17 protein-coding genes are annotated in these 20904 nt (G+C 56.0%); 5 read left to right on the forward strand and 12 right to left on the reverse strand.

What is annotated here, in order from left to right; translation table 11 throughout:
* Window positions 1-288 precede the first annotated feature (288 nt).
* The 8 genes from ACR0NF_RS13405 to ACR0NF_RS13440 all read right to left on the reverse strand — a co-directional run bounded on the left by ACR0NF_RS13405 (window position 289) and on the right by ACR0NF_RS13440 (window position 10970).
* Entirely contained in the window at window positions 289-2001 is a 1713-nt protein-coding gene (locus ACR0NF_RS13405; protein WP_480471980.1) for an ABC transporter ATP-binding protein, read from the reverse strand.
* A gap of 4 nt (window positions 2002-2005) precedes the next feature.
* The gene (locus ACR0NF_RS13410) at window positions 2006-2956 is read right to left on the reverse strand and encodes an ABC transporter permease (RefSeq protein ID WP_480471981.1); all 951 of its coding nucleotides are present in this window, start codon (window positions 2954-2956) and stop codon (window positions 2006-2008) included.
* Window positions 2953-3930 (reverse strand): ABC transporter permease, encoded by a 978-nt coding sequence (locus ACR0NF_RS13415; protein ID WP_480471982.1) that lies wholly within the window; start codon window positions 3928-3930, stop codon window positions 2953-2955. Before ACR0NF_RS13415 ends, ACR0NF_RS13410 begins: the two co-directional genes overlap by 4 nt.
* A gap of 88 nt (window positions 3931-4018) precedes the next feature.
* Window positions 4019-5584 carry an ABC transporter substrate-binding protein gene (locus tag ACR0NF_RS13420; RefSeq protein ID WP_480778408.1) on the reverse strand — a complete coding sequence of 522 codons (1566 nt, stop codon included), beginning with the start codon at window positions 5582-5584 and terminating at the stop codon, window positions 4019-4021.
* Window positions 5585-5733: 149 nt separating this feature from the next.
* The gene (locus ACR0NF_RS13425) at window positions 5734-7314 is read right to left on the reverse strand and encodes an ABC transporter substrate-binding protein (RefSeq protein ID WP_480778409.1); all 1581 of its coding nucleotides are present in this window, start codon (window positions 7312-7314) and stop codon (window positions 5734-5736) included.
* Between the two features lie 115 nt (window positions 7315-7429).
* Complete coding sequence (locus ACR0NF_RS13430; protein ID WP_480778410.1) at window positions 7430-9436, reverse strand: alginate lyase family protein; 2007 nt, start codon at window positions 9434-9436, stop codon at window positions 7430-7432.
* Window positions 9437-9953: 517 nt separating this feature from the next.
* Window positions 9954-10277 (reverse strand): ester cyclase, encoded by a 324-nt coding sequence (locus tag ACR0NF_RS13435; protein ID WP_480471986.1) that lies wholly within the window; start codon window positions 10275-10277, stop codon window positions 9954-9956.
* Between the two features lie 15 nt (window positions 10278-10292).
* Entirely contained in the window at window positions 10293-10970 is a 678-nt protein-coding gene (locus tag ACR0NF_RS13440) for an ester cyclase (protein ID WP_480668013.1), read from the reverse strand.
* Window positions 10971-11132: 162 nt separating this feature from the next.
* On the opposite strand from ACR0NF_RS13440, the gene ACR0NF_RS13445 reads away from it, so the two are divergent.
* Window positions 11133-12329 (forward strand): nuclear transport factor 2 family protein, encoded by a 1197-nt coding sequence (locus ACR0NF_RS13445; protein WP_480471988.1) that lies wholly within the window; start codon window positions 11133-11135, stop codon window positions 12327-12329.
* A 59-nt stretch (window positions 12330-12388) separates the two neighbouring features.
* On the opposite strand, the gene ACR0NF_RS13450 is transcribed toward ACR0NF_RS13445, so the two are convergent.
* The 4 genes from ACR0NF_RS13450 to ACR0NF_RS13465 all read right to left on the reverse strand — a co-directional run bounded on the left by ACR0NF_RS13450 (window position 12389) and on the right by ACR0NF_RS13465 (window position 16679).
* Window positions 12389-13381, reverse strand: a complete 993-nt coding sequence (locus ACR0NF_RS13450) for a nuclear transport factor 2 family protein (RefSeq protein WP_480668012.1) — start codon at window positions 13379-13381, stop codon at window positions 12389-12391.
* A 78-nt stretch (window positions 13382-13459) separates the two neighbouring features.
* Entirely contained in the window at window positions 13460-14344 is an 885-nt protein-coding gene (locus tag ACR0NF_RS13455; RefSeq protein ID WP_480471990.1) for a carbohydrate ABC transporter permease, read from the reverse strand.
* A 2-nt stretch (window positions 14345-14346) separates the two neighbouring features.
* A complete protein-coding gene (locus ACR0NF_RS13460; protein ID WP_480471991.1) occupies window positions 14347-15378 on the reverse strand; it encodes a carbohydrate ABC transporter permease in 1032 nt (343 codons plus the stop codon).
* A 71-nt stretch (window positions 15379-15449) separates the two neighbouring features.
* A complete protein-coding gene (locus ACR0NF_RS13465; protein WP_480471992.1) occupies window positions 15450-16679 on the reverse strand; it encodes an ABC transporter substrate-binding protein in 1230 nt (409 codons plus the stop codon).
* 285 nt (window positions 16680-16964) lie between these two features.
* On the opposite strand from ACR0NF_RS13465, the gene ACR0NF_RS13470 reads away from it, so the two are divergent.
* The 4 genes from ACR0NF_RS13470 to hisD all read left to right on the forward strand — a co-directional run bounded on the left by ACR0NF_RS13470 (window position 16965) and on the right by hisD (window position 20902).
* Window positions 16965-18011 (forward strand): ABC transporter ATP-binding protein, encoded by a 1047-nt coding sequence (locus ACR0NF_RS13470; RefSeq protein ID WP_480471993.1) that lies wholly within the window; start codon window positions 16965-16967, stop codon window positions 18009-18011.
* Between the two features lie 69 nt (window positions 18012-18080).
* A complete protein-coding gene (locus ACR0NF_RS13475; RefSeq protein WP_480471994.1) occupies window positions 18081-18617 on the forward strand; it encodes an ester cyclase in 537 nt (178 codons plus the stop codon).
* Complete coding sequence (locus ACR0NF_RS13480) at window positions 18617-19564, forward strand: ester cyclase (RefSeq protein ID WP_480471995.1); 948 nt, start codon at window positions 18617-18619, stop codon at window positions 19562-19564. Before ACR0NF_RS13475 ends, ACR0NF_RS13480 begins: the two co-directional genes overlap by 1 nt.
* A gap of 9 nt (window positions 19565-19573) precedes the next feature.
* Complete coding sequence (gene hisD / locus ACR0NF_RS13485) at window positions 19574-20902, forward strand: histidinol dehydrogenase (RefSeq protein ID WP_480471996.1); 1329 nt, start codon at window positions 19574-19576, stop codon at window positions 20900-20902.
* Window positions 20903-20904 lie beyond the last annotated feature (2 nt).

Genomic DNA, 20904 nt, shown 5'->3' on the forward strand with positions numbered 1-20904 from the left:
CCGTTTCGTGGTGAATCTTAACGAGGTCTGGGTTGTCTGTTGATTGCCCAGATCGTTTGTTCTGGCAAATGTGGCCGCGAACATCGGTTGAAAAACGCATACACAACCGCACCGATACTTTCGATCACCGAGAAAGTGTCTAGGTGGCTTTGATCGAGGCTCGGCTGCCGTCGGCAGGCCATAATAAGTTGATGGCATCACCTTAGGGCAGTTGACGTCTGAGATACGGCCATCCGAGTGTCAAGAGCACCTAAGAGGTTGGAAGCCAATCTGACTTCGTTGTCGCCTCTAGCCCTCGCGCGCGCCCAGACCGTCGGTTGAGAGGTCGTCCAGCTTGGGCATCAACCGCAGCAGCTCGCGCGCGTAATCGGTTTGCGGGCTGGCGAACAAGTCGCTGGTTTCCTGAATCTCGACCATCTGGCCCTGCTTCATCACGGCCACCCGGTCGCACATCTGGCGCACCACTGGCAGGTCGTGGCTGATAAACAGCATCGTCAGACCGAGATGCTCCTGCAGATCCTTCAAGATATTCAGAATCTGTGCCTGGATCGAGACATCCAGCGCGCTGGTCGGCTCATCGCAGATCAGGAAACGGGGCTGTGTGGCCAGCGCGCGGGCGATCGAGATACGTTGGCGTTGCCCCCCCGAAAACTCATGCGGGTATTTCTGACCGGCCTCGTGCCCAAGCCCCACCTGATCCAGCAGCTCATCCACGCGTCGTTTGATGTCCGCGCCGTCCATCAGCCGGTGATGGCGGATCGGCTCGGCCACGATCTCATCCACCCGCATCCGAGGGTTGAGAGAGGAATACGGATCCTGAAAGATCATCTGGATATTCTTGCGGTATTCGTCCTGAACCGCACGATTACTCAGGTCGCTGACCCGCTGGCCCTGAAAGTCGATAGTGCCGCCATCTACCGGATAAAGCCCCGCGATCATCCGCGCGACGGTGGACTTGCCCGAACCGGACTCGCCGACCACGCCGAACACCTCTCCGGCCTGAATATCAAAGCTGACATTATCTACGGCTGTAAAATAGGTCCGATCCCACGGCAGCAACCCGCGCTGTTGAAGGAACTTCTTGGTCAGGTTGCGGATCTCAAAAACCGGCTTGCTGGTGTCGTTGTCCACCTTGGGCCAGTGACGCGCCATATCCTCGATGGCAAAGCGCGTCTCACGACCACCATAGCTGATTTGGGGGAAACGGTGCAGCTTCAATGTCGGGCGCGGCACGGCGGCAATCAGGGACTTGGTGTATTCGTGCTGTGGCTGCCCCATCACCTGCGCGGTCGTACCGCTTTCGACCACCTTGCCCGCATACATCACGGTTACCCGGTCGGTCGTATCAGCGATCACGCCCATATCATGGGTGATCAGGATGACCCCAACCTGACGTTCTTGCGCCAGTTCCTTGATCAGGTCCAGAATCTGCGCCTGGACCGAGACATCCAGCGCAGTCGTGGGCTCATCCGCGATAATCACATCCGGTTCAGTGCACAAGGCAAGCGCAATCACCACGCGCTGCCGCATCCCGCCCGAGAACTGGTGCGGGTATTGGTCCAACCGGGTATCCGGATCGGGAATGCCCACGCGGTCAATCAGGTCGCGCGCGCGTTTGGTTGCTTCAGCCTCGGACCCGCCCAGATGCGCTTGAATGGTTTCAACCAGTTGCTCGCGCACCGTAAACAGCGGGTTCAACGAGGTCAGCGGGTCCTGAAAGATCATTGAGATCTTCTTGCCACGCAGACTGCGCATCGCCTCGGCATCGATACCACTAATCTGGTCACCACCCAGCTTGATCTGCCCGCTTGCAATGCGTCCTGGGCGCTCCAGCAGGCCCATAACGGCGGCACCGATGGTGGATTTACCGGCCCCGGATTCGCCCACGAGCCCGTGGATTTCACCAGGTTCGACGGAAAGACTGGCGTGATCCACCGCCGTGAACAACTGGCGACGGGTCGGGAATTCAACGGTGAGGTCTTGGATGGTCAGAAGGCTCATGAAATCACCGCAGTTTGGGGTTCAACGCGTCGCGCAGCCAGTCACCCAGCAAGTTCACCGACAGGGCAAGGGCCAGCAGCGTGCAGGCCGGGAAGAACAGGATCCACCACTCACCCGAGAACAGGAACCCCTGCCCGATCCGGATGAGCGTACCCAGCGACGGCTGGGTCGGCGGTGCGCCAACACCCAGAAAGCTCAGCGTGGCTTCGGCGATAATGGCCAGTGCCAGCGAGATGGTGGCGATGACCAGAACCGGGCTGAGCACATTCGGCAGGATGTGGCGGAACATGATCGGGAACGATCCACGCCCGATCAGCCGCGCAGCTTGCACATATTCCTTGTTTTTCTCGACCAGAGCGGCACCACGGACGACTCGTGCGAACTGCACCCAATCCGACAGGGCAATCGCAATGATCAGGACGTAGATTGCCATTTCATCACGGTATTCCGGCGGAGTGATCCCCTTCGCGATTCCAAAGATCAGCATCGCCACCAGAATGGCCGGGAAAGTGAGCTGAACATCGGCGATCCGCATAATCAGTGTCTCGATCCAGCCGCCGAAATATGCCGCGATCAACCCCAGGATGACACCGATGATCAGCGCCAGCAACACGGCAGAGACGCCCACGAACAGCGAGATACGCAAGCCGTAGAGGATGGTCGAAAACACATCGCGCCCCTGATCATCGGTGCCCAACAGGAAGGTCTCTTGCGTGAACGCATTGGGCGTACCGGGCGGTGTGAATCCATTCATCAGGTTCAACGTTGCGGGGTCAAACGGATTATACGGCGCGATCAACGGGGCAAAGACTGCCGCCAGCACCAGAACGACCACGACCAGCGATGCAATTACAGCCACCGGAGAATGTCGAAACGACCAGGCAAAGTCGCTGTCCCAAAACTTCGCCATGCGCGATTTGGGAGCTGATTTCGAGGTTTCCATCGTGTCGGTCATGTGGCCCTCGCGTCGACACGCAAGCGCGGGTCAATGGCATAATAAAGAAGATCGACAATCAGGTTGATCGTCACGAACATCACCGAGATCAGCATCAGATATGCCGCCATGACCGGGATATCCACGAACTGGATCGCGTTGATGAACAACAGACCCACCCCGGGCCATTGGAACACCGTCTCGGTAATGATGGCGAAGGCGATGATCGACCCCAGTTGCAGACCCGTGATGGTGATCACCGGCACCAGAGTATTCTTCAGCGCATGGCGGAAATTGATCACCCGATCCGACAGTCCCCGAGCGCGGGCAAAGCGGACGTAATCAGCGCGCAGCACCTCCAGCATTTCGGAGCGGACCAGTCGCATAATCAGTGTCATCTGATAGAGGCCAAGCGTGATCGCGGGCAATATCAACGCCTTCAAACCGGACGCTGTCAGAAACCCGGTGGACCAACTGCCAATCATAACGGTCTCGCCCCTCCCGAAGCTGGGCAACAAATCAAGCTCGACCGAGAAGACATAGATCAGCAGGATACCTATGAGGAACGTAGGCAGCGAAACCCCGATCAAGGAAACCGTCATGATCACATTCGCAGCAATTCCTTGTCGTCGGATCGCCGTGAAGACACCGAGACCGATGCCAATCGTAATCGCGAGAAAGCCCGAGACAAAGGCAAGCTCCAGCGTCGCCGGAGCCCGTTCGACCAGAATTGTCGACACTGGACGCCCCTGTCGATAGGAGACGCCGAAATTACCTTGAACCGCGCCTTGCAGGAACTTGGCATATTGCACCACAAAGGGTTGATCCAACCCAAGCTCGGTCCTCAGACGGTCGATGTCAGCTTGCGTGCGCTCTTGACCAAGCATGTTGTCGATCGGGTCGCCGACAAAGCGAAACATCGAGAATGCAACCAGCCCCACGACCAAAAGCACGATCACGGACTGGAACATCCTGCGGACGATATATGCGAACATTCGTTTCCCTCGTTGATCGGTCTCTCTAGGCCGCCTTTGACCAGATGGTCAAGAGAGCGCTATCAGCCCGACGCGACGTTGCCGCTGATCAGTTCACCGTCACCCATCTGAGCAGGAAGAAGTTATCCGGGCGCTGCGTGACCTCGACATTGCTGCGCGTTCCCCAGACCAGCGGCTGAACATACATAGGCACGTAGACCTGTTTGTCCTGATAGATCTGCGTGACCTCATCCAGCATGGCCTGACGTTTGGCCTGATCCAACTCGGACTGGATCATCGGCAGCAATTCATCGACACGTGCATTCGAGAAACCACCAAAATTCCAGCTGCCCAGCTTTTTCTCTTCGTTCGGGGTTGCGACAAGGAACCGGACCGGATGCTCGGCGTCAAAAGTGCCCGGACTCCACCCCAGCAGGTACATATCGTAGTTGTCCTCGCGCAGTTCCGGCCAGTAGTTGCGCACCGGCATAGCGTCGAGTTCCGCTGTGATCCCGATTTGGGCCAGCATGCCAACAACAGCCTGACAGACAGCCTCATCATTCAGATAACGGTCATTGGGGCATTTCAGTCCGAACGAAAACCCGTCGGCGTAACCTGCATCGGCCAACAGTTCTTTGGCGGCTTCGACATCAAACGCGGGACGATCCGCGTTGGCCTCGGAATATCCGCTCATGGCGGGGCTAACGAGCTGCGAGGCGGGCTCGGCATTGCCGCGCATAATGGTGGCCAGAATCGCATGAACATTCACCGCCTGAGCCACTGCCTGGCGCACGCGCGCATCACGGAACGGGTTCGGCTTGCCCGCATCATCGGTGTATTTCAGAGCTTCGGCCTCATGATCAAAGCCCAGCATGATCACGCGCGCTTCGATACCCTGAATGACATCGACCTCAGCATTCTGCTGCAGTCGGGCCACGTCCTGAATCGGCACCGGATTGATCATATCGACATCGCCTGAAAGCAATGCAGCAACGGCGGTGGCGGGATTCTGGATCGGGTTGAACTCGGCGCGGGTAATGTTGTGTTCGACCTCACCCCACCAGCCATCAAACGGTTCCAGCACCGTCTTCAGCCCCGGCTCCCGCTCGGTCACCTTGAACGCACCTGTGCCATTGGCGTTGATCGTTGCGTAATTGCCGGTCTCTTTGTCGGGCACAACCGCATCGTTGGCTTCGGTCCAGCCCTGATCCACGATCATCCAATTTGCAATCGACGACGGAAACAGCGGGTTGGGTGCAGTGGTCATGATATCGACAGTGTAGTCATCAACCACGATCACGTCGCTGACGGGCGCAAACCAACTGCGCGTGTCTGCAGCCTCGCCCGAGGCGCGCTCATAGCTAAACAATACATCCTGCGCGTCAAAGCTGCTGCCGTCATGAAAGGTCACACCTTCGCGCAGTTTGAAACGCCAGCCTTCACCGTCGCCAATCGCTTCCCAACTGACGGCCAATGCGGGCTCAACGCTCATATCCTTGCCGCGACGGACGAGCCCTTCGTAGACATTGTTCAGAAACCCGAGCACCGGGGCCGAGTTGACCGCGTGCGGGTCCATGGTCTGAGGATCAGTGGTCGAGGCCCATTTGAACTCGGCTGCTTGCACGGTACCGGCCAGCAACATAGTCAGGCCGATGGCGCTGTTCCTGAGGATCATGACGATTACTCCCTGTTTATGGATCAGAGCTTCGTGGTTTTTGGCTGGTGCGTAAAGGAATTCTCACATTGAGATCACGCGCCCGTTACCATCGGAGACATGGAAGCAGGGCGCGAAATCGCGCCCTGCCCTGCATCCTGAGAGATGCCTTAGTTCATTTCGAAGTATTTGATCTTCGGCGAGTCTTCCGGCTCAACGATGGTGCCGACACCGGACTTCATACCCCAGTTCAGCACCTGATGGTGGATCGGGATATAAAGTTGCTCGCCCTGAACAACCTGCCAGATGTCCGCAATCTGCTGATCACGTGCGGGCAGATCAGTTTCCGAGGCCAATGCTACGATCTTGGCGTCCAGATCCGGGTTGGAATAGCGCGTGCCGTTCCACGAGCCGTATTTCTCACCCTTTGAGTGTACCAGGAAGTTGAAGATGTATTCCGAGTCATAGGTCGGAACACCCCAGCCCAGCATATAGAAGTCGGTCTCGAGATTGTTGATCAGCGGGAAGTGCTGCGCCTTCGGTTTGGCATCCAGATTCACGGTGATCCCGATCTGGGCCAGCATACCGACCGCCGCCTGACAGATCGCCTCATCATTGATGTAGCGGTCATTCGGGCAGTTCAACGTCAGCGAGAAACCATCAGGATAGCCTGCTTCGGCCATAAGCGCCTTGGCGCCCTCGATGTCGGTCGATGACGACGCATCCATACCCGCATCCCAACCATTCACGAACGGGGGTGAAATCATGCCCGCCGGAGCAGACTGGCCACGCATCACAACCTGTTTGATCGCATCGCGGTTGATTGCCTTGGACATCGCCTGACGCACCCGGACATCTGCGAGCGGGTTCGCGCCGTCAACACTATCCGAGGACAGATCGGCATCACCCATGTTCATGCCGAAGAAGATCACCCGGTTCTGCGGCGCTGTGCGCACATCCAGACCGTCGGTTCCGGCCACACGCTCAAGATCCTGCACCGGTACGTCCTGAATGAAATCCACTTCGCCCGACAGCAGGGCGGCAACACGGGTCGCGGCGTTCTGGATTGGCGTATAGATGATTTCAGTCACCTGAAGCGGGAACTCGTCCTTACCCCAATAGTTCTCATTGGCGCTCAAAACGGTCTTCACGTCGGGTTCGCGGCTGACCAGCTTGTACGGGCCGGTTCCGTTTGCGTTCTTGGCCGCAAAGGTATCTTCACCGCCCTCATAATCCTGAACCTTCACAGCATTGTTCGCCTCGGCCCAATCCTTGTCCATCATGAACATGTTGGTCAGGTTGTTGGGCATGATCGGGTTCGGACCGTCAGTTTCGATCTCAACCGTGAACTTGTCCGGCGCGCGCACCTCTTTCACTGAGGCTAACAGTTCCTTGTAATCCGAATCCGGCGTCATCGCGCGATTCAGCGAGAAGACAACGTCCTCACTGTCAAATCCGGCACCATCGTGAAAGGTGACGCCTTCGCGTAGTTTGAACACCCAGACATTCGGGTTTTCTTCGGATGGTGCCCATTCAGTCGCTAACGACGGAACCAGCGCACCGGAGTGATCGCGCATCACCAGCGTTTCCATGATCTGGTGCGCCATGGCCGAGGTCGGGCCTTCATTCTGGGCGTGCGGGTCCAGCGTCAATGCGTCACCGGCACGGGCCCATCGCAGAGTCTCGGCCGAAGCACCGGCTGCAATCATCGCCGTGGCACTTGCGGCAAGCATAAGTGTTTTGAATGACATACGTCGTCTCCCCTGTGTTGTTTTGACCGCATTTGACTGCGGCTGACCGGATTTTCCGGTACTCATGCCAACGCATCATCCAGATCATTTTTCGAGTTGCAACACCCGATTGTGATCAAAGAGGCCTGCCATAGCCACGCGCCAGACGCCAGAAAGGCGGGATACCGTCATGGGGATAATAGCAGGCCGGGGCTTCTTCAGACTGAAGGATCCCCTGCCCGGTCCGATGCCGTAACGTTGCGTCAATGGGGACCAGGCGCGCGAACTCGAAGGGTTCGATCTGCTCGTGCTTCCAGCCTTCGACGGATTGTTTGAGCAGCTGACGCATGGCGACAACCAACCTCTCTGCCGCATCGCTGCTCCAGGGTTGCAACCCGGTCCCTTCCAGCAGATTAAATAGGTTGATCCAGCTTTGCAGGTTGTACGCGCAATAATGCTGGGTCAGCGTACGGGTCATTTCATGAGGCTGTTCACCGTCATCGGTAATACTGCCGAGAATCCGCGCCTGTGCTCGCAGGTTAATCCGCTGCAATGCGGTTTTATCCCCCAGGAAAGACGCCAGAGACGCCGCCTGCAGGTCATAACACGTACCGTGGTTGTTCTTCGCCCGACGCTCACCCTGCCCTTGATCGCTATCGGTTAACCACGCAAAGAACTCGGCGCACCAATCGCGCACCCCCGCGCTGACTTCTGAATCGCCCAGCATCCGCACCGCATCGAGGAAGAAGTAGAAATCCTTTGTTTCGATCAGGCCGTGCGCTAACCCCTTGTCGCCTTTGTGCCCTAACCGGACCTGCGCGTAGTCCAGATTCGGGTTCATTCTGGTCGCCGGATCGATAAACCAGGTTTCAACCAAACGCGTAACATGATCCGCATAGCGGTCTTCGCCAGTGAGCTTTGCAGTCAGCGCCAAAGCAATCGAGTCGTCAAAGAGTCTCTGCAACCGCGTCCGGTCAAACCGGTCACTCTCTTGCTCGTATAGTTGCGTGCCAGGCACTCGTTCCCCGTCCCGGAACACATAGGGCCGTCCGTCCTTTTTCTTTGGGTTGGGCCACCAGTAGGGCGATGGATGAAAATAGTCGTGAATGTCCCCGCTGGGGCCAGGTTCGGGTTTATCGGTGACCGAAAATGGACCACGGGTCAGAGCGTCCTCGGCTGCGTCCCGTAATGCGTTCAGATCGGCATCCGTCAACGCGTCGAGCCGGGCCTGATCGTAAAACACGGTTGCGCCGTCGATATGGGTCCCTTCCATGCGACGCGCTTCAAGCATGTCCAACGTGGCGCAGATCGCCTCATTCCTGGCGGTGCCGCGATTGATAAGGGTCTTAACCCCTTTTTGCTCCAACTTGGCCTGTCCGGAAAACAAACGCGCCACCCACCCGGCATATCCCACGCGATGGCCTTCCGCGCTGACCTTGCGAGGCGGAAGATCGAAGCTCTCCAGGGGCCAGTCCTGCCAGGGTCCGGGTATGCCCAGATGGACAAACAGTTCGACCTTGGGACGCCGCCCATAAGGGTGCTCTTCATCAAACCGAAGTGGCGCGTCACATCGAAAGGCCATTTGCGGCTCTTCGTTTGCCTCGGGTTTGGCAGAGTCCTGAAGCAGCTCCTCATTGTTCTGCATGCGTGCCATCGGCACACAGAAATACCGCTTATCTCGCTGAGAGATGATGTCTTCGCGCACAGCCCCCCAGGCGCTCTGAGTAAAGAAACAGTTCCCATCAAATGGCAGCGCCCACTTGGCGTGTTCCAAGCAGAACTCCAGCGCCTGATTGCGCGCGCCGTTGTTGTTCATCACGTAGTTATTGCGCGCCCGGTAAGCCTGCGTAATCATTTTGTTTCGGGTTTCACCATCCAGCCGTTCAAGCGTTCCGTCGGCGAAAACCATCGGGTCTTCGAAGGGCGCAAAATCATATCCGATTGTTTGCAGCGCTGTCGGATCGAAAGGAATGCGCAGATATTTCTGATTATGTGCCTCAAGCAGGACTATAAGCTCAGCCTCTGCTTCAGGATCGACGATCCGATTCAGTATCCAGAGCTTCGTGCAGTCCTTCAGCTCCGGCTCGTTTTCAAGAATGAAACTGACATTTTCCCGCGATTGACCGGCCTTGTGACGTGGCACAAGATCGTTTCCAATTACCCGGCACAGGGCGAAGGTGTCAGGTCGACTTTCAATCAGCCTTTCCTCTGCCTCATCAGATTGCACCGGTTCCACCGATGACAAATTGCCGGCAACATCCCCCATTTTTTTCGTGGATCGTCGAGGTGACTTTTTCTTACGGCGCCACACAAAGAAGAATATCGGCAGCAGTATCGGTGAAAGCAGGACAAGAACCGGCGAGAGCAGAATCAAAACACGATTGCGCAGCCGTTTGCGCCGCTCGCGCTCCTTCAAGGACAGAGGGGGTTTACCAGTTACATTGTTCTGACTTTTCGTCACGGGATAGACTGCCATTCTAAACGTTCTACCCGGCAGTGCGGCGCGATGCGTTACAGCGGGAATTCAATCCTCTCCCCATAACCTCTACCCGATCAAACAAGCAACAGCACGCAATCTGCAGAACCGCCAGCGTACTCCAGCTCAGGCTTATGCAACGAGCGAATGCAGCGAGGAAAATTTCAGATCAACATTAGATTGGTCAGCACATCTCATGTGCTGGTAAAGTCATCTGGCGATGACGCTCTAACAGATCAATGCCCAGTTGTTTCAAGAACCAAAGCAGGTCGATGAAGATCCAGTTTTCGGCCAGCTTCCCATCTTTACATCGGTAGAGATCAACAATCCGCATGTCGGCCTCGGTATCAGAAACACTCGTAAGCCCCAAAAAACCACCTCTGGGCCTCATGGTCAGACTGGGATAGCCAAAGAAGCCACAATAATTGCCCTCTCCGATGCGCGTGACATGACCGTTGTGCCGCACGAATTCGAGCCCATCTTCGAACGGTAGGACATGGCCCTTCATATACCCTCCATGGGTTTATGAAGCCCCGATACCCGCGGGCCCCCACCACAACATGTCATCGGCCCAATCCTTTTTCAGGTCTTCGATGGTTGTATGTACGCCGGATGAAATGAGCGTATCTAGCATGCGGTAGAGTATATCCAGGGACGCTTCACCTTGTTCCGGAGGACAAGGTCCGAACAAGAGGCCATCCTGCGTTTGAGGACCCGGAGTAATCGTATACACGCCTGTAGGCTGAGGGATGACCTTGCTGCCTGCCTGTATCATCATTCCGAACACATCGATGTGTAGAGATGATTCAGCGATCTTACCGTTTTCAATGCGGAAAAACTCATAATACCGCAGAAAGGCCATCTTGTGGGTTGGCTCCAACCCTAGCCAAGGCTGTTGAAACTGCCCCAATAGATGACCCATCGAGCACACCCAAAGTGTCTGATAATCATCGAGCCGGTTCCTGCCTGCGAAAAAGATGTTCTCGCGCCTTTGAACCGGAGCGAAGGCGGATTTGAACGGGACCCAAAACTCGGTCGCGAAGCTTTCGACGCCACCCATATCGTTGAAGGGATAGCTGCACTGGCAATTGAAGTTTGCACCGGTGTATTTGGTCATTGCGGCGGACACGTTCTGCGCATCGGCCGCATCAAGATCCCGATAGAAGTCTCGCACCAGTTGTTTTGCGCTTTGCAGTTCCATAGCGTCTGCCACCACGATTTGAAATCGTATGCGATACTATATGCATGATACTCGCCTAACAACTATGGAAACTAAATATTCTCCTAATTTAACTGTATTTATATGCATCTTGCCTTGATATTATCTAGCATACGTATGCGGTTTAACGATTCGAGGCTTGCAATGACTAAGGAAGCTGAAGCTGCTGGAAAGCCCGTTGCTGCACGCCAGATCAAAAGCGATAGCAACAGCCAGACAAGCACACATATCCGGTTTCGCCCGCTTGGCGATGCGCATATGCCATCAGATTTTTCAATCTCTCTCGAAAATTATCGACGTGGTGGCACACGGGAATTTCTGGACAAAGAACCCGATCACGTGACCACCCAATCCATGCGGGGTTTCGAGCCGCGTTTCAAAAACATCGTCGACTATATTGTCCGCATCACCCACCAGATCTGGGAGGAAAAGGACATTGGCTATATCTACGACACCTATAGCCATGACTGCCGCGTGTGGGATGATGTCGGACTACAATATGGTCGCGACAAGATTGTTGCAGATACGGTTCACACCAACAATGCCATCCCCGACGTTCGTCTAGTCGCGGACGAGGTCATCTGGGCCGGCAACGATGACGTCAGCTTTCACACGTCTCACCGGACTATGATCCTCGGAACCAATACTGGGTATTCACGGTTTGGCCCTCCGACCGATCGCCCGCTGCGCCTGCTATGTATCGCGAATTGTGTAGCCCGTGACAACGAGATCTATGACGAGCATGTCGCTTATGATACCGCCGCATTGATCCAGCAAATGGGCCTTGATGTCGGAGAAACCGCGCGCTGCATAGCCTCGCAACGCGCGCAGGGCCCATTTGCCCCAAACTATGCTGCAAGCGATACAAACCGCATGGACGGCCAAGGCTTTCCAAAGCGACCCGCGATCCCGGATGTCATCGACGGCAACGTACGTGAATTCACACACGCCGCATTCGAGAGCATCTGGAATCGCCGTGATTTCAGTGCAATGGACCGGGTCTATGCGCCAGACATCGTGCTCGAAGGTTCGACCAGTCGGGTCTACCGAGGCGTTGGCCAATTGCGCTCTCATATAATGTCGATGATTGCGATGTTCCCGAACATCCGGATCTCTGTCGATGACATCTATTGGATGGGCAACGCAGAAGACGGGTATTTGGTCTCGGTGCGCTGGGGCGGTGTTGGCGCCCATCGTGGCAATGGGCCATATGGCGAACCGACCGGGAAAGAAGCGCATATCTGGGGCATCACCCAGTGGCAGATCAAAGACAACAAAGTCCTGAAAGAATGGACTGTTTTCAATGAGTTTGGAATTCTGATGCAAATCTTGGGCGAATAGAGAAGCCCAAGAACAAACCTATGACAACGCACCCCTGAACGGGGTGCGTTTTAATTTGGCTATCCGCGCATATAAGGAAGGCGCGCAAGGACATCCAAACCCTGTTGCTTCCAGAAGTGCAGCAGGTCGATGAAGATCCAGTTCTCGGTCAGTTTGTCACCCGATCTGCGGTACATGTCTATGACGCGCATATCGGCTGGCTTGCCGGTGGCCGGCATACCCATGAAGCCGCCCGAAGGGGTCAATGTCAGGTTCGGCCAGCCGAAAAACCCGCCAAAACTTCCTTCGGCTATGCGCGCAACGTGGCCGTTGAAAATGCGATCCGTAAACCCTTCGCGAAAAGGACCCGCATGCTGTTTGGCGTAGCGCTCGATCGTATAAGTTGCACCGATGCCTGACGGACCCCACCAAATCATGTCGTCGTTCCAGCTGCGCGGCAATTCGGTCAGCAACCCCTCTTCCTCCCGACCCTTCCAATCGCGGATATCATTGATCATGAACTCGATGGCCTGCAGGGTTTTCTCGCCTTCGGCAGGGTCCTGCTCGTCAAACATCACTCCGTCATGAGTCATCGGGCCGGGCTGAACCAGCTGCGCTCCAGTCTGAGGCGGGAATGGGTTGAGGCCCGCCTGCATCATTAGATGCGGGATATCGAAGAACATCGCGGTATCGGTGATTTTGTCCCCTTCGACGCGAATGAACTCGGCATAGCGCAGCATGACAATCTTGTTTGTCGGCGGAATGTCCAGCCAAGGCTGATCGAAAAGCCCCATGAGATGACCCATGGAAGCGACCCAGATACCACCATCTTCAAGCCCGTTTTCGCCCGCCATGAACAAATCAAGCCGACGTTGCATACGCGTGACCGCCGTTTTCAACGGCACCCAAAAGGTCGCGGCAACGTCCTCCGGGTTGTGGATTTCATTGAACGGGTGATACCCACGCCAGAGCGCATCCGGCGCACAATAAGTCCTGACCGCTTCAACCGGATCCTGGTCAATTGCGGCATAGTAGTTGCGCACAAGCGCTTTGGCGGATTGCAGAGTAGTCATGTGTCACGCGTATCTTTCGCTCGTTCGAGAACACAAAAAAAGATCCGGCCAGATTGGCCGGATCTGCATCAGTCGAATTCAGCCTTTTACCGCACCGGCCGTGAGGCCACTGACGATCTGCCGCTGGAAGAACAGAACAAGGAAGAACAATGGGATCAGCGCGCTGACCGCTGCAGCGACAGCGAACATCACGTCCCCGGTTTCGCGCACCGTTCCAAGGAAACTCGCAATTTTTGGAACCATGGTCTGGTTTTCAGAACTCAACAGAACCGCGCCAATTGCAAAATCATTGTAAGCCAGCAGGAAGCTGAACAAACCCGTGGTAATCACACCCGGCCACATCACTGGGATGATGACATGCCGAAACGCCTGAAACCGCGTGCAACCATCCACCATGGCACTTTCGTCCATGTCCTTGGGGATGTTCAAAAAGAACGAATGCAGCATCCAGAGCGTAAACGGCTGGTTGATCGCCACCAGAACGATAACCGTTGTCCCCAGCTTACCCCAGACGTTCCACTCAAAGAACGGCAGCAGGTAGCCCGAAACTAGCGTGATATGAGGCATGGCCCGGAAAACCAGCGCCGCCATCAGCAGCCAAAACGCGTATCTGAAACCTGAGCGTGCAAGGGCATAGCCCCCCAAGGTGCCAAAGGTCAGCGAAATGATGACCGTGAAGAATACGACAATCGCCGTGTTGATCGAGTTGCGCCAGAACTCCTGCTCAACCCATGCGCCAAGATACCCGCCACCCGTAAACGCGCTGCCGGTTTCAGCCGTGGTCATCACACCGTAGACGGCGTTGGTCCAGTCAGCTTTGGAAAAGAAATCGGCCTGAACTTTAAACGACCCCCAAACAGTCCAAAGGAAAGGCCCAGCAGCAATGAGAATCCACAGAACCACGAAGCTGCTGGTGAACCAGATCAATCCTTTGGAACGTCTGTCAGCGACTGATGTTGACATGATCAGGCCCTCTTCCGGTTAAAGTCGCGCCATGTGCGGATCAGCACAGGGGTGAGTAGGATGGAAATACCGATGATTGTCAGCAAAGACGTTGCTCCGGCAGAGCCGAACAGCTGGACGTCGCCACCTCGCAGGTCATTGAAGATGATCCACGACAACGACGTTGCCTTGGCCGAAGCCGAGAACGCGACGATGGGTTCAAACACGCGGAAATTATCCATCAACTGCATCAGGGTGATAAACACCACCAACGGCGCCATATAAGGAATGACCACATATCGGATGGCCTGCCAACGCGAGGCGCCGTCAATCTTAGCCGCCTCAAGCGTTTCTTTCGGAACTGTCTGCAAACCAGCGTAGAAGACGATGAAGCTGAAGGGGGTCGAACTCCAGATCCCGTAGACGATCAGCATAATCCAAGTCAGCGGCGTTGAGGCCTTCAGGGACAGGTTCGGATCGTCGAATATCTTTTGCAAAGTTGCGCCGATAATCCCGTCCGCATCCACCATCCAAAACAGGATAAGTGCGCCAATCAGCGGCGTCACAATCATAGGCAGCAGCGAGACAAAAATGGTCGGCCCCTTCAATAAACGTGGCAGATTGTTCACGGCCAGCGCCACACCTAAACCCAGCACGATCACAAACGGGGTCACGACAGCGGTGTAGGTCAGGGTAAAGATCAGGGCTTTGTAGAAGGGCAAGTTCAGCAACTCGCCCATGAAGTCGCCGATTGTCTCGGTTTCACTCCAGGCTACGCTGACTTCTTCAAACGCCAGATGTTTCCGGTTTGTATAGGTTCCCAAACCGTTAAATCGGCCCAGAGGCGCCTCTGCCTGCAGCGCGGCTGTCGCCTCATTGTCGACCTGCAAAACCGTTTCGCATTTGAACGGTCCACAGTTTTCGACCTCGATCATGATTTGCTCGTGCTCAACGAACAGAGACTGCACCGCCACCGATACGATGGGCAAGGCAATGAAAAAGATCATCGCGGCCAATGATGGCAAGATGAACCAGAAGAAAGTGCGATGTTTCATAACCCGGCACCTATGTCAGCTTCGCGGCTTGGGGGAAGCCGAGGCGGGACGACCCGCCTCGGGCATGGCTCTTACAAATAGCCGGCCTCTTTGGCCGCCGCGATGTAGGCGGCTTCGATGTCTGCCAGAGTCTGCTCGGCGCTTTCATTGCCCTGCAGGAAGTCGGGCAGTTCTTCGTAGAACGCCTGATGCAGCAAGCCCATGTATGGCAGCATCGGGTAAGGATCGGCCCCGCCTGTAGCCGTCGCAGCAACGCCTACTGCAGCCGGGCCAGGCTTGTAGGAATCCATCAGCCAAACTGCGGCATCGTTGTTCTCCTCGACCATCGCGGGTGAGATACCATGCATCATCGCGATAAAGGTCGCTTCGGCATCTTCGTCAGAGATGTTTTTTGAGATCGTAAACCCATCCCACCAAAGCGTGGAGGACGGAGTATCACCGCCTGCAACGGTTGGTGCCCCAGCCAAAACAGTGTTTTCAGCAACACCTTCGGCAGCGCCCTCACCGCCCAGAAGCTCGCCGCCGCTGGATCCCCAAAGCTGGGCAATGGCGAGATCACCAGATTTCCAGATCGGAACAACAGTTGCGGTGTTGTATGTCAGGAAGTCGGGGTTCGACAGCGACACCAGCTCTTTCATCATGTTCAGGGTCGCGACGCCCGCTTCGTTGTTCACTGCTGGCTCTGCTGTGCCAGGCTTGAAGAATTCACCGCCGTGACCAAGATACATGTTCACGAACTCTTCACCCAGGTTCCAGTCGGACATGCTGAGGAAGGCAAACGGGTGCTCCATGATACCCGCATCCTTGATTGCCTTACCGGTTTCGACAACCTCCTCCCAAGTCGTGGGCACGGGTTTGCCGACTTGATCCAGAATATCCTGACGCACGAAGAGGTGCTGCGCGTTAGCCATGAAGGCAATCGCCATGATCTTACCGTCAATGGTGATCAACTGGTTCTTGCTGAGAGCCTGGCCATGTTTGGCAACCAAGTCATCCAGCGGGCGGATCAGGCCTTCGTTGAGAAGCGGAACAATTGACGAGTTCGCAACCACAACCGAGCTGTACTCGGCCGGATTGGCCGTCAGCGCCTGAACATGGAAGTTACGGAAATCCTTGTTGTGGTTTGCCCCGACAGTGACACCGCCCGCGCATTCTGCCGCCGTGGACGTGATCGCCTTGAGCGCCGGGAAGTCATTCGCCAAGACATTGACGTTGCCACTGGCGATTTCACACTCTGCATAGGCAGCCGTGGCCATCATGGCCGCGACTGCACCAGCAGCGAAGTTTCTAATCAGATTCATTGTTATAAACCCTCCGGTTGGTTCATGTGCAGGCGCCGACCTGCCAAGTCTTATTGTTTTGACTTCTATTCATCTGTTGTGCATTCGCATTCATCATTATGACAATTTATTCTCATATGACAAGTTAATCCTTTTGAGCGCAGCATAATCATGATTTACTTGAATTTATAACTGATATTGCCGTCAAAGTTTGCGATGAACGCATCGGCATAGAAAACTTACGCTTGCTATTTTTCCGAATCTTTGGCAACAATTTTGAGAACGCATGCAATGCTTGGAGCAGACATGGCCGAGATTCAGCTGAAGAACATTTCAAAGCGGTGGGGGTCATTTATTGGCGTGCACAACTTTGACCTGACAATCGCGGATAAAGAGTTTCTGGTGCTGCTCGGCCCGTCTGGTTGTGGCAAGACGACAACAATGCGCATGATCGCTGGACTGGAAGATGTCACCGAAGGCGAGATCACGATTGACGGTCGAGTTGTGAACGATCTGGACCCGAAGGATCGTGACGTAGCGATGGTGTTCCAGAGCTATGCGCTCTACCCCAATCTGGATGTTTACGAGAATATCCGCTTTCCCCTGAAGGTTCGGAAAACGGACCCAGCGACCCATGACGAGCGCGTCGAACGAGCAGCCGAGATGGTCGAACTCACTGAATTCATGCATCGCCGCCCGGCCGAGTTATCCGGCGGTCAGCGACAGCGGGTCGCCCTGGCACGAGCTATTGTGCGAGAACCGAACGTGTTCCTGATGGATGAACCGCTATCCAATCTCGACGCCAAACTGCGTGTTTCCACACGCCATCAGATCAAGAACCTCAGCCACGAACTGCAGGTCACGACAATTTACGTGACCCATGATCAGATCGAGGCAATGACGCTGGCAGATCGGGTCGTCGTCATGAACAAAGGGGTGGTTCAGCAGGTGGGCACACCCACTGACATCTATGACACGCCAGCAAATACATTCGTAGCCAGCTTCATCGGCAGCCCTGCAATGAATCTGCTTGAAGGCGAAGTGAAGAACGGCGTATTCACCGGCGAAAATGTCCGGATCGAGGGTCTGCAGACCAATCACCAGGGCAAGACGACGCTGGGCTTTCGCGCCGAAGACGCCAACCTCGACCCTGATGGGACATCCGCTGCCCCGCTGTATTCACTAGAGCTGCTTGGCGACGCAACGATTGTGACCCTGAAACTTGGGGGTACGATTGCCTCGGTTCGTGCGGGCAAAGATTACCGGGCCGAGATTGGAACACCAGTGAACGTGAATATTCCCGCATCTGTTTGCCATCTGTTCGATGCCAACTCAGGGGAACGCCTGGACTGAGGCGACCACGGCGCAAGCCGCCACGTGACCAAAAGTGCTTACAGGTCAGCCAGATAGGAGAATGCTGCCATGAAGGGGTCTCGCCCTGAACAAGCCGTGCTCAGCCGCGATACGGACATGAACAAGACCGCGGAAACGCGTGCTGTCATCGAAGGGATGGTAGATGGCCTGAATGATCACCGTATCAGCGACATCGGAGAATTCTTTTCCGAAGGCTTTCGCTGGATGGGCAATACCGGCTGTGGCACCAAAAACGGCTTGAAAGAGTTCCAGGACAATTGGCAGCGCCCGTTTCAGGCAGCGTTTTCGGACAAGATCTGCGTCGATGAAGCCCGCCTCTACATGGGAGAGTGGGCCGCGGCCTTTGGCCGTCAAGAAGCAACTCATTCCGGTGAATTCATGGGTCTTGCACCGACCGGGAAACGGGTCGAGATCCGGTATATGGATTTCTGGAAAGTCGTGGATGGGAAAATTGTCGACAACTGGGTGATGGTCGATTTTCCGCATGTGCTGGCTCAGCTGGGGCATGATGTGTTCGCCGGAATGGGTTGGGAATCTTACGATCGAGGTGAGGCGACGCCGCCACGGCCCGACGGAGGCGCATGATGGCATCCGTCCTGGAACTGGTAAAAGGCATGGAACAGGCGCTCGGGCGGTCCGAGACCGACATGTCGCCCTGGTTTCACGAAGACTTTGTCTGGGACGGTAATTCCGGGTGCGGCCGCAAATCCGGTCTCCATGAGTTCCAGAAAGGATGGCAGGAGCCCTTCCGCACCGCCTTCGGCAATCGCCAGTTTGACACAACGGTGTGGCTTGAGGATAGCGACTGGGCGGCCTGTATCGGCACCTGCCATGCAACCCATGCCGGTGACTTCATGGGTATCCCGGCGACGGGTCGCCCGCTGCGTATTCCATATGTGGATTTCTGGCAGGTTCGCGACGGGCGCATCGCCTATAACAAAGTGAATGTCGATCTGGCCAGCGTTGCCGCCCAGTTGGGATGGGACGTGTTTGAAGGCAAGGGCTGGGATCGGCTTGACCCGCCTGTCGCACGCCTGTGGCGGGGAAAGCAGGGCCAGGGCGCTTCTGCACGCCCGCTTGATGTTGTTCAGGCGATGGAAGCGGCCTTACAACGTTCTGACGTCGATGTCTCGGAATTCTTCCATGAGGATTTCGTTTGGGATGCCAACTACGGCTGCGGCCTGAAACACGGCCTCGAAGAGTTTGAAAGCGGTTGGTATTCGCCGTTCCGCGAGTTTTTCGGGAACCGGGATTTCGTGACCCCTCATTTCATGCAAGACGGCGACTGGGCCGCTTGTTTTGGGGCCTGCCATGCCACGCTTGAACGTGACTTCATGGGCATCAAGGCCACCGGGCAGAAAATCCGCGTCCCTTACATCGACTTCTGGCGCATCGAAGGGTCCAGAATCGCCGAGAACATTGTGCGGGTCGATTTTGCCAGCATCGTCGAACAACTAGGGGGCGATGTGTTCCGTGGCAGAGGCTGGGGCTTCGAAGCACCCGTTGAATATAGCGCACATCCTACGGCCTAGGAGGCTGATATGACAATCGAACACCTAAAAACCAGCAAACCCTCAGAAGCGCGCGCCGAAGATGACGCCAAGGTGCGCAAAGTTGTCGAAGGGACGCTGTCCGACATTGAAAATCGCGGTGACACAGCCGTCCGGGAGCTGAGCGAAAAGTTCGATGGATACAGCCCGGCATCGTTTCGCCTGAATGCCTCCGAGATCGAGGCGGCGATGCAGAAGGTCTCGACCCGGGATATGGAGGACATCAAGTTCGCCCAGACCCAGATCCGCCGATTTGCCGAGGCGCAGCGGGCCTCGATGACGGATATCGAGGTCGAAACCCTGCCGGGCGTCATTCTGGGCCATCGCAACATCCCGGTGCGGTCAGTTGGCTGCTACGTCCCTGGCGGTAAATTCCCGATGGTGGCTTCAGCCCATATGTCCGTGCTGACCGCGCAGGTGGCGGGTGTGCCACGCATCATCGCCTCGGCCCCTCCGGTCGATGGCGCGCCACACCCCGCGATTGTCGCCGCAATGCATATGGGCGGTGCGCATGAGATTTACGTGCTAGGCGGAATTCAGGCCGTAGGCGCAATGGCGATAGGGACTGAAACCATTGATCCGGTTCACATGATCGTCGGTCCAGGCAACGCCTTTGTTGCTGAAGCCAAACGGCAATTGTTTGGCCGCGTTGGCATCGACTTGTTCGCGGGTCCGACCGAAACCATGGTGATCGCAGATGAGACGGTCGACGCCGAGATGTGCGCCACCGATCTGCTGGGTCAGGCGGAACACGGGTACAACTCACCCGCCTGCCTGATTACCAATTCGCGCAGCCTAGCCGTGGACACCTTGTCCGAGATTGACCGGCTTTTGAAAATCCTTCCAACGCGCGAAACCGCGTCGGCTTCGTGGGAAGATTATGGCGACATAATCCTGTGCGATACGCATGAGGAAATGCTGCAGGTCGCCAATGACATGGCTTATGAACACGTTCAGATCATGACTGATCGCGACGACTGGTATCTGGACAACATGCACTCTTACGGGGCGTTGTTCCTCGGCCCCCGCACGAACGTCGCCAATGGCGATAAGGTGATTGGCACCAACCACACGTTACCCACGAAGAAGGCAGGCCGTTATACGGGTGGGCTATGGGTCGGTAAATTCTTGAAAACGCACAGCTATCAGAAGGTAACCACTGATGAGGCCGCAGCGCTGATCGGCGAATATGGCTCACGCCTGTGTATGCTGGAAGGTTTTGTCGGGCACGCAGAACAGTGCAACATTCGCGTGCGCCGCTACGGAGGTCGCAACGTGCCTTATGGCGCGCCCGTTGTTCCGGTTGAAGCTGCGGAGTAATC

It is taken from the genome of Ruegeria sp. CF4 (assembly GCF_056537345.1).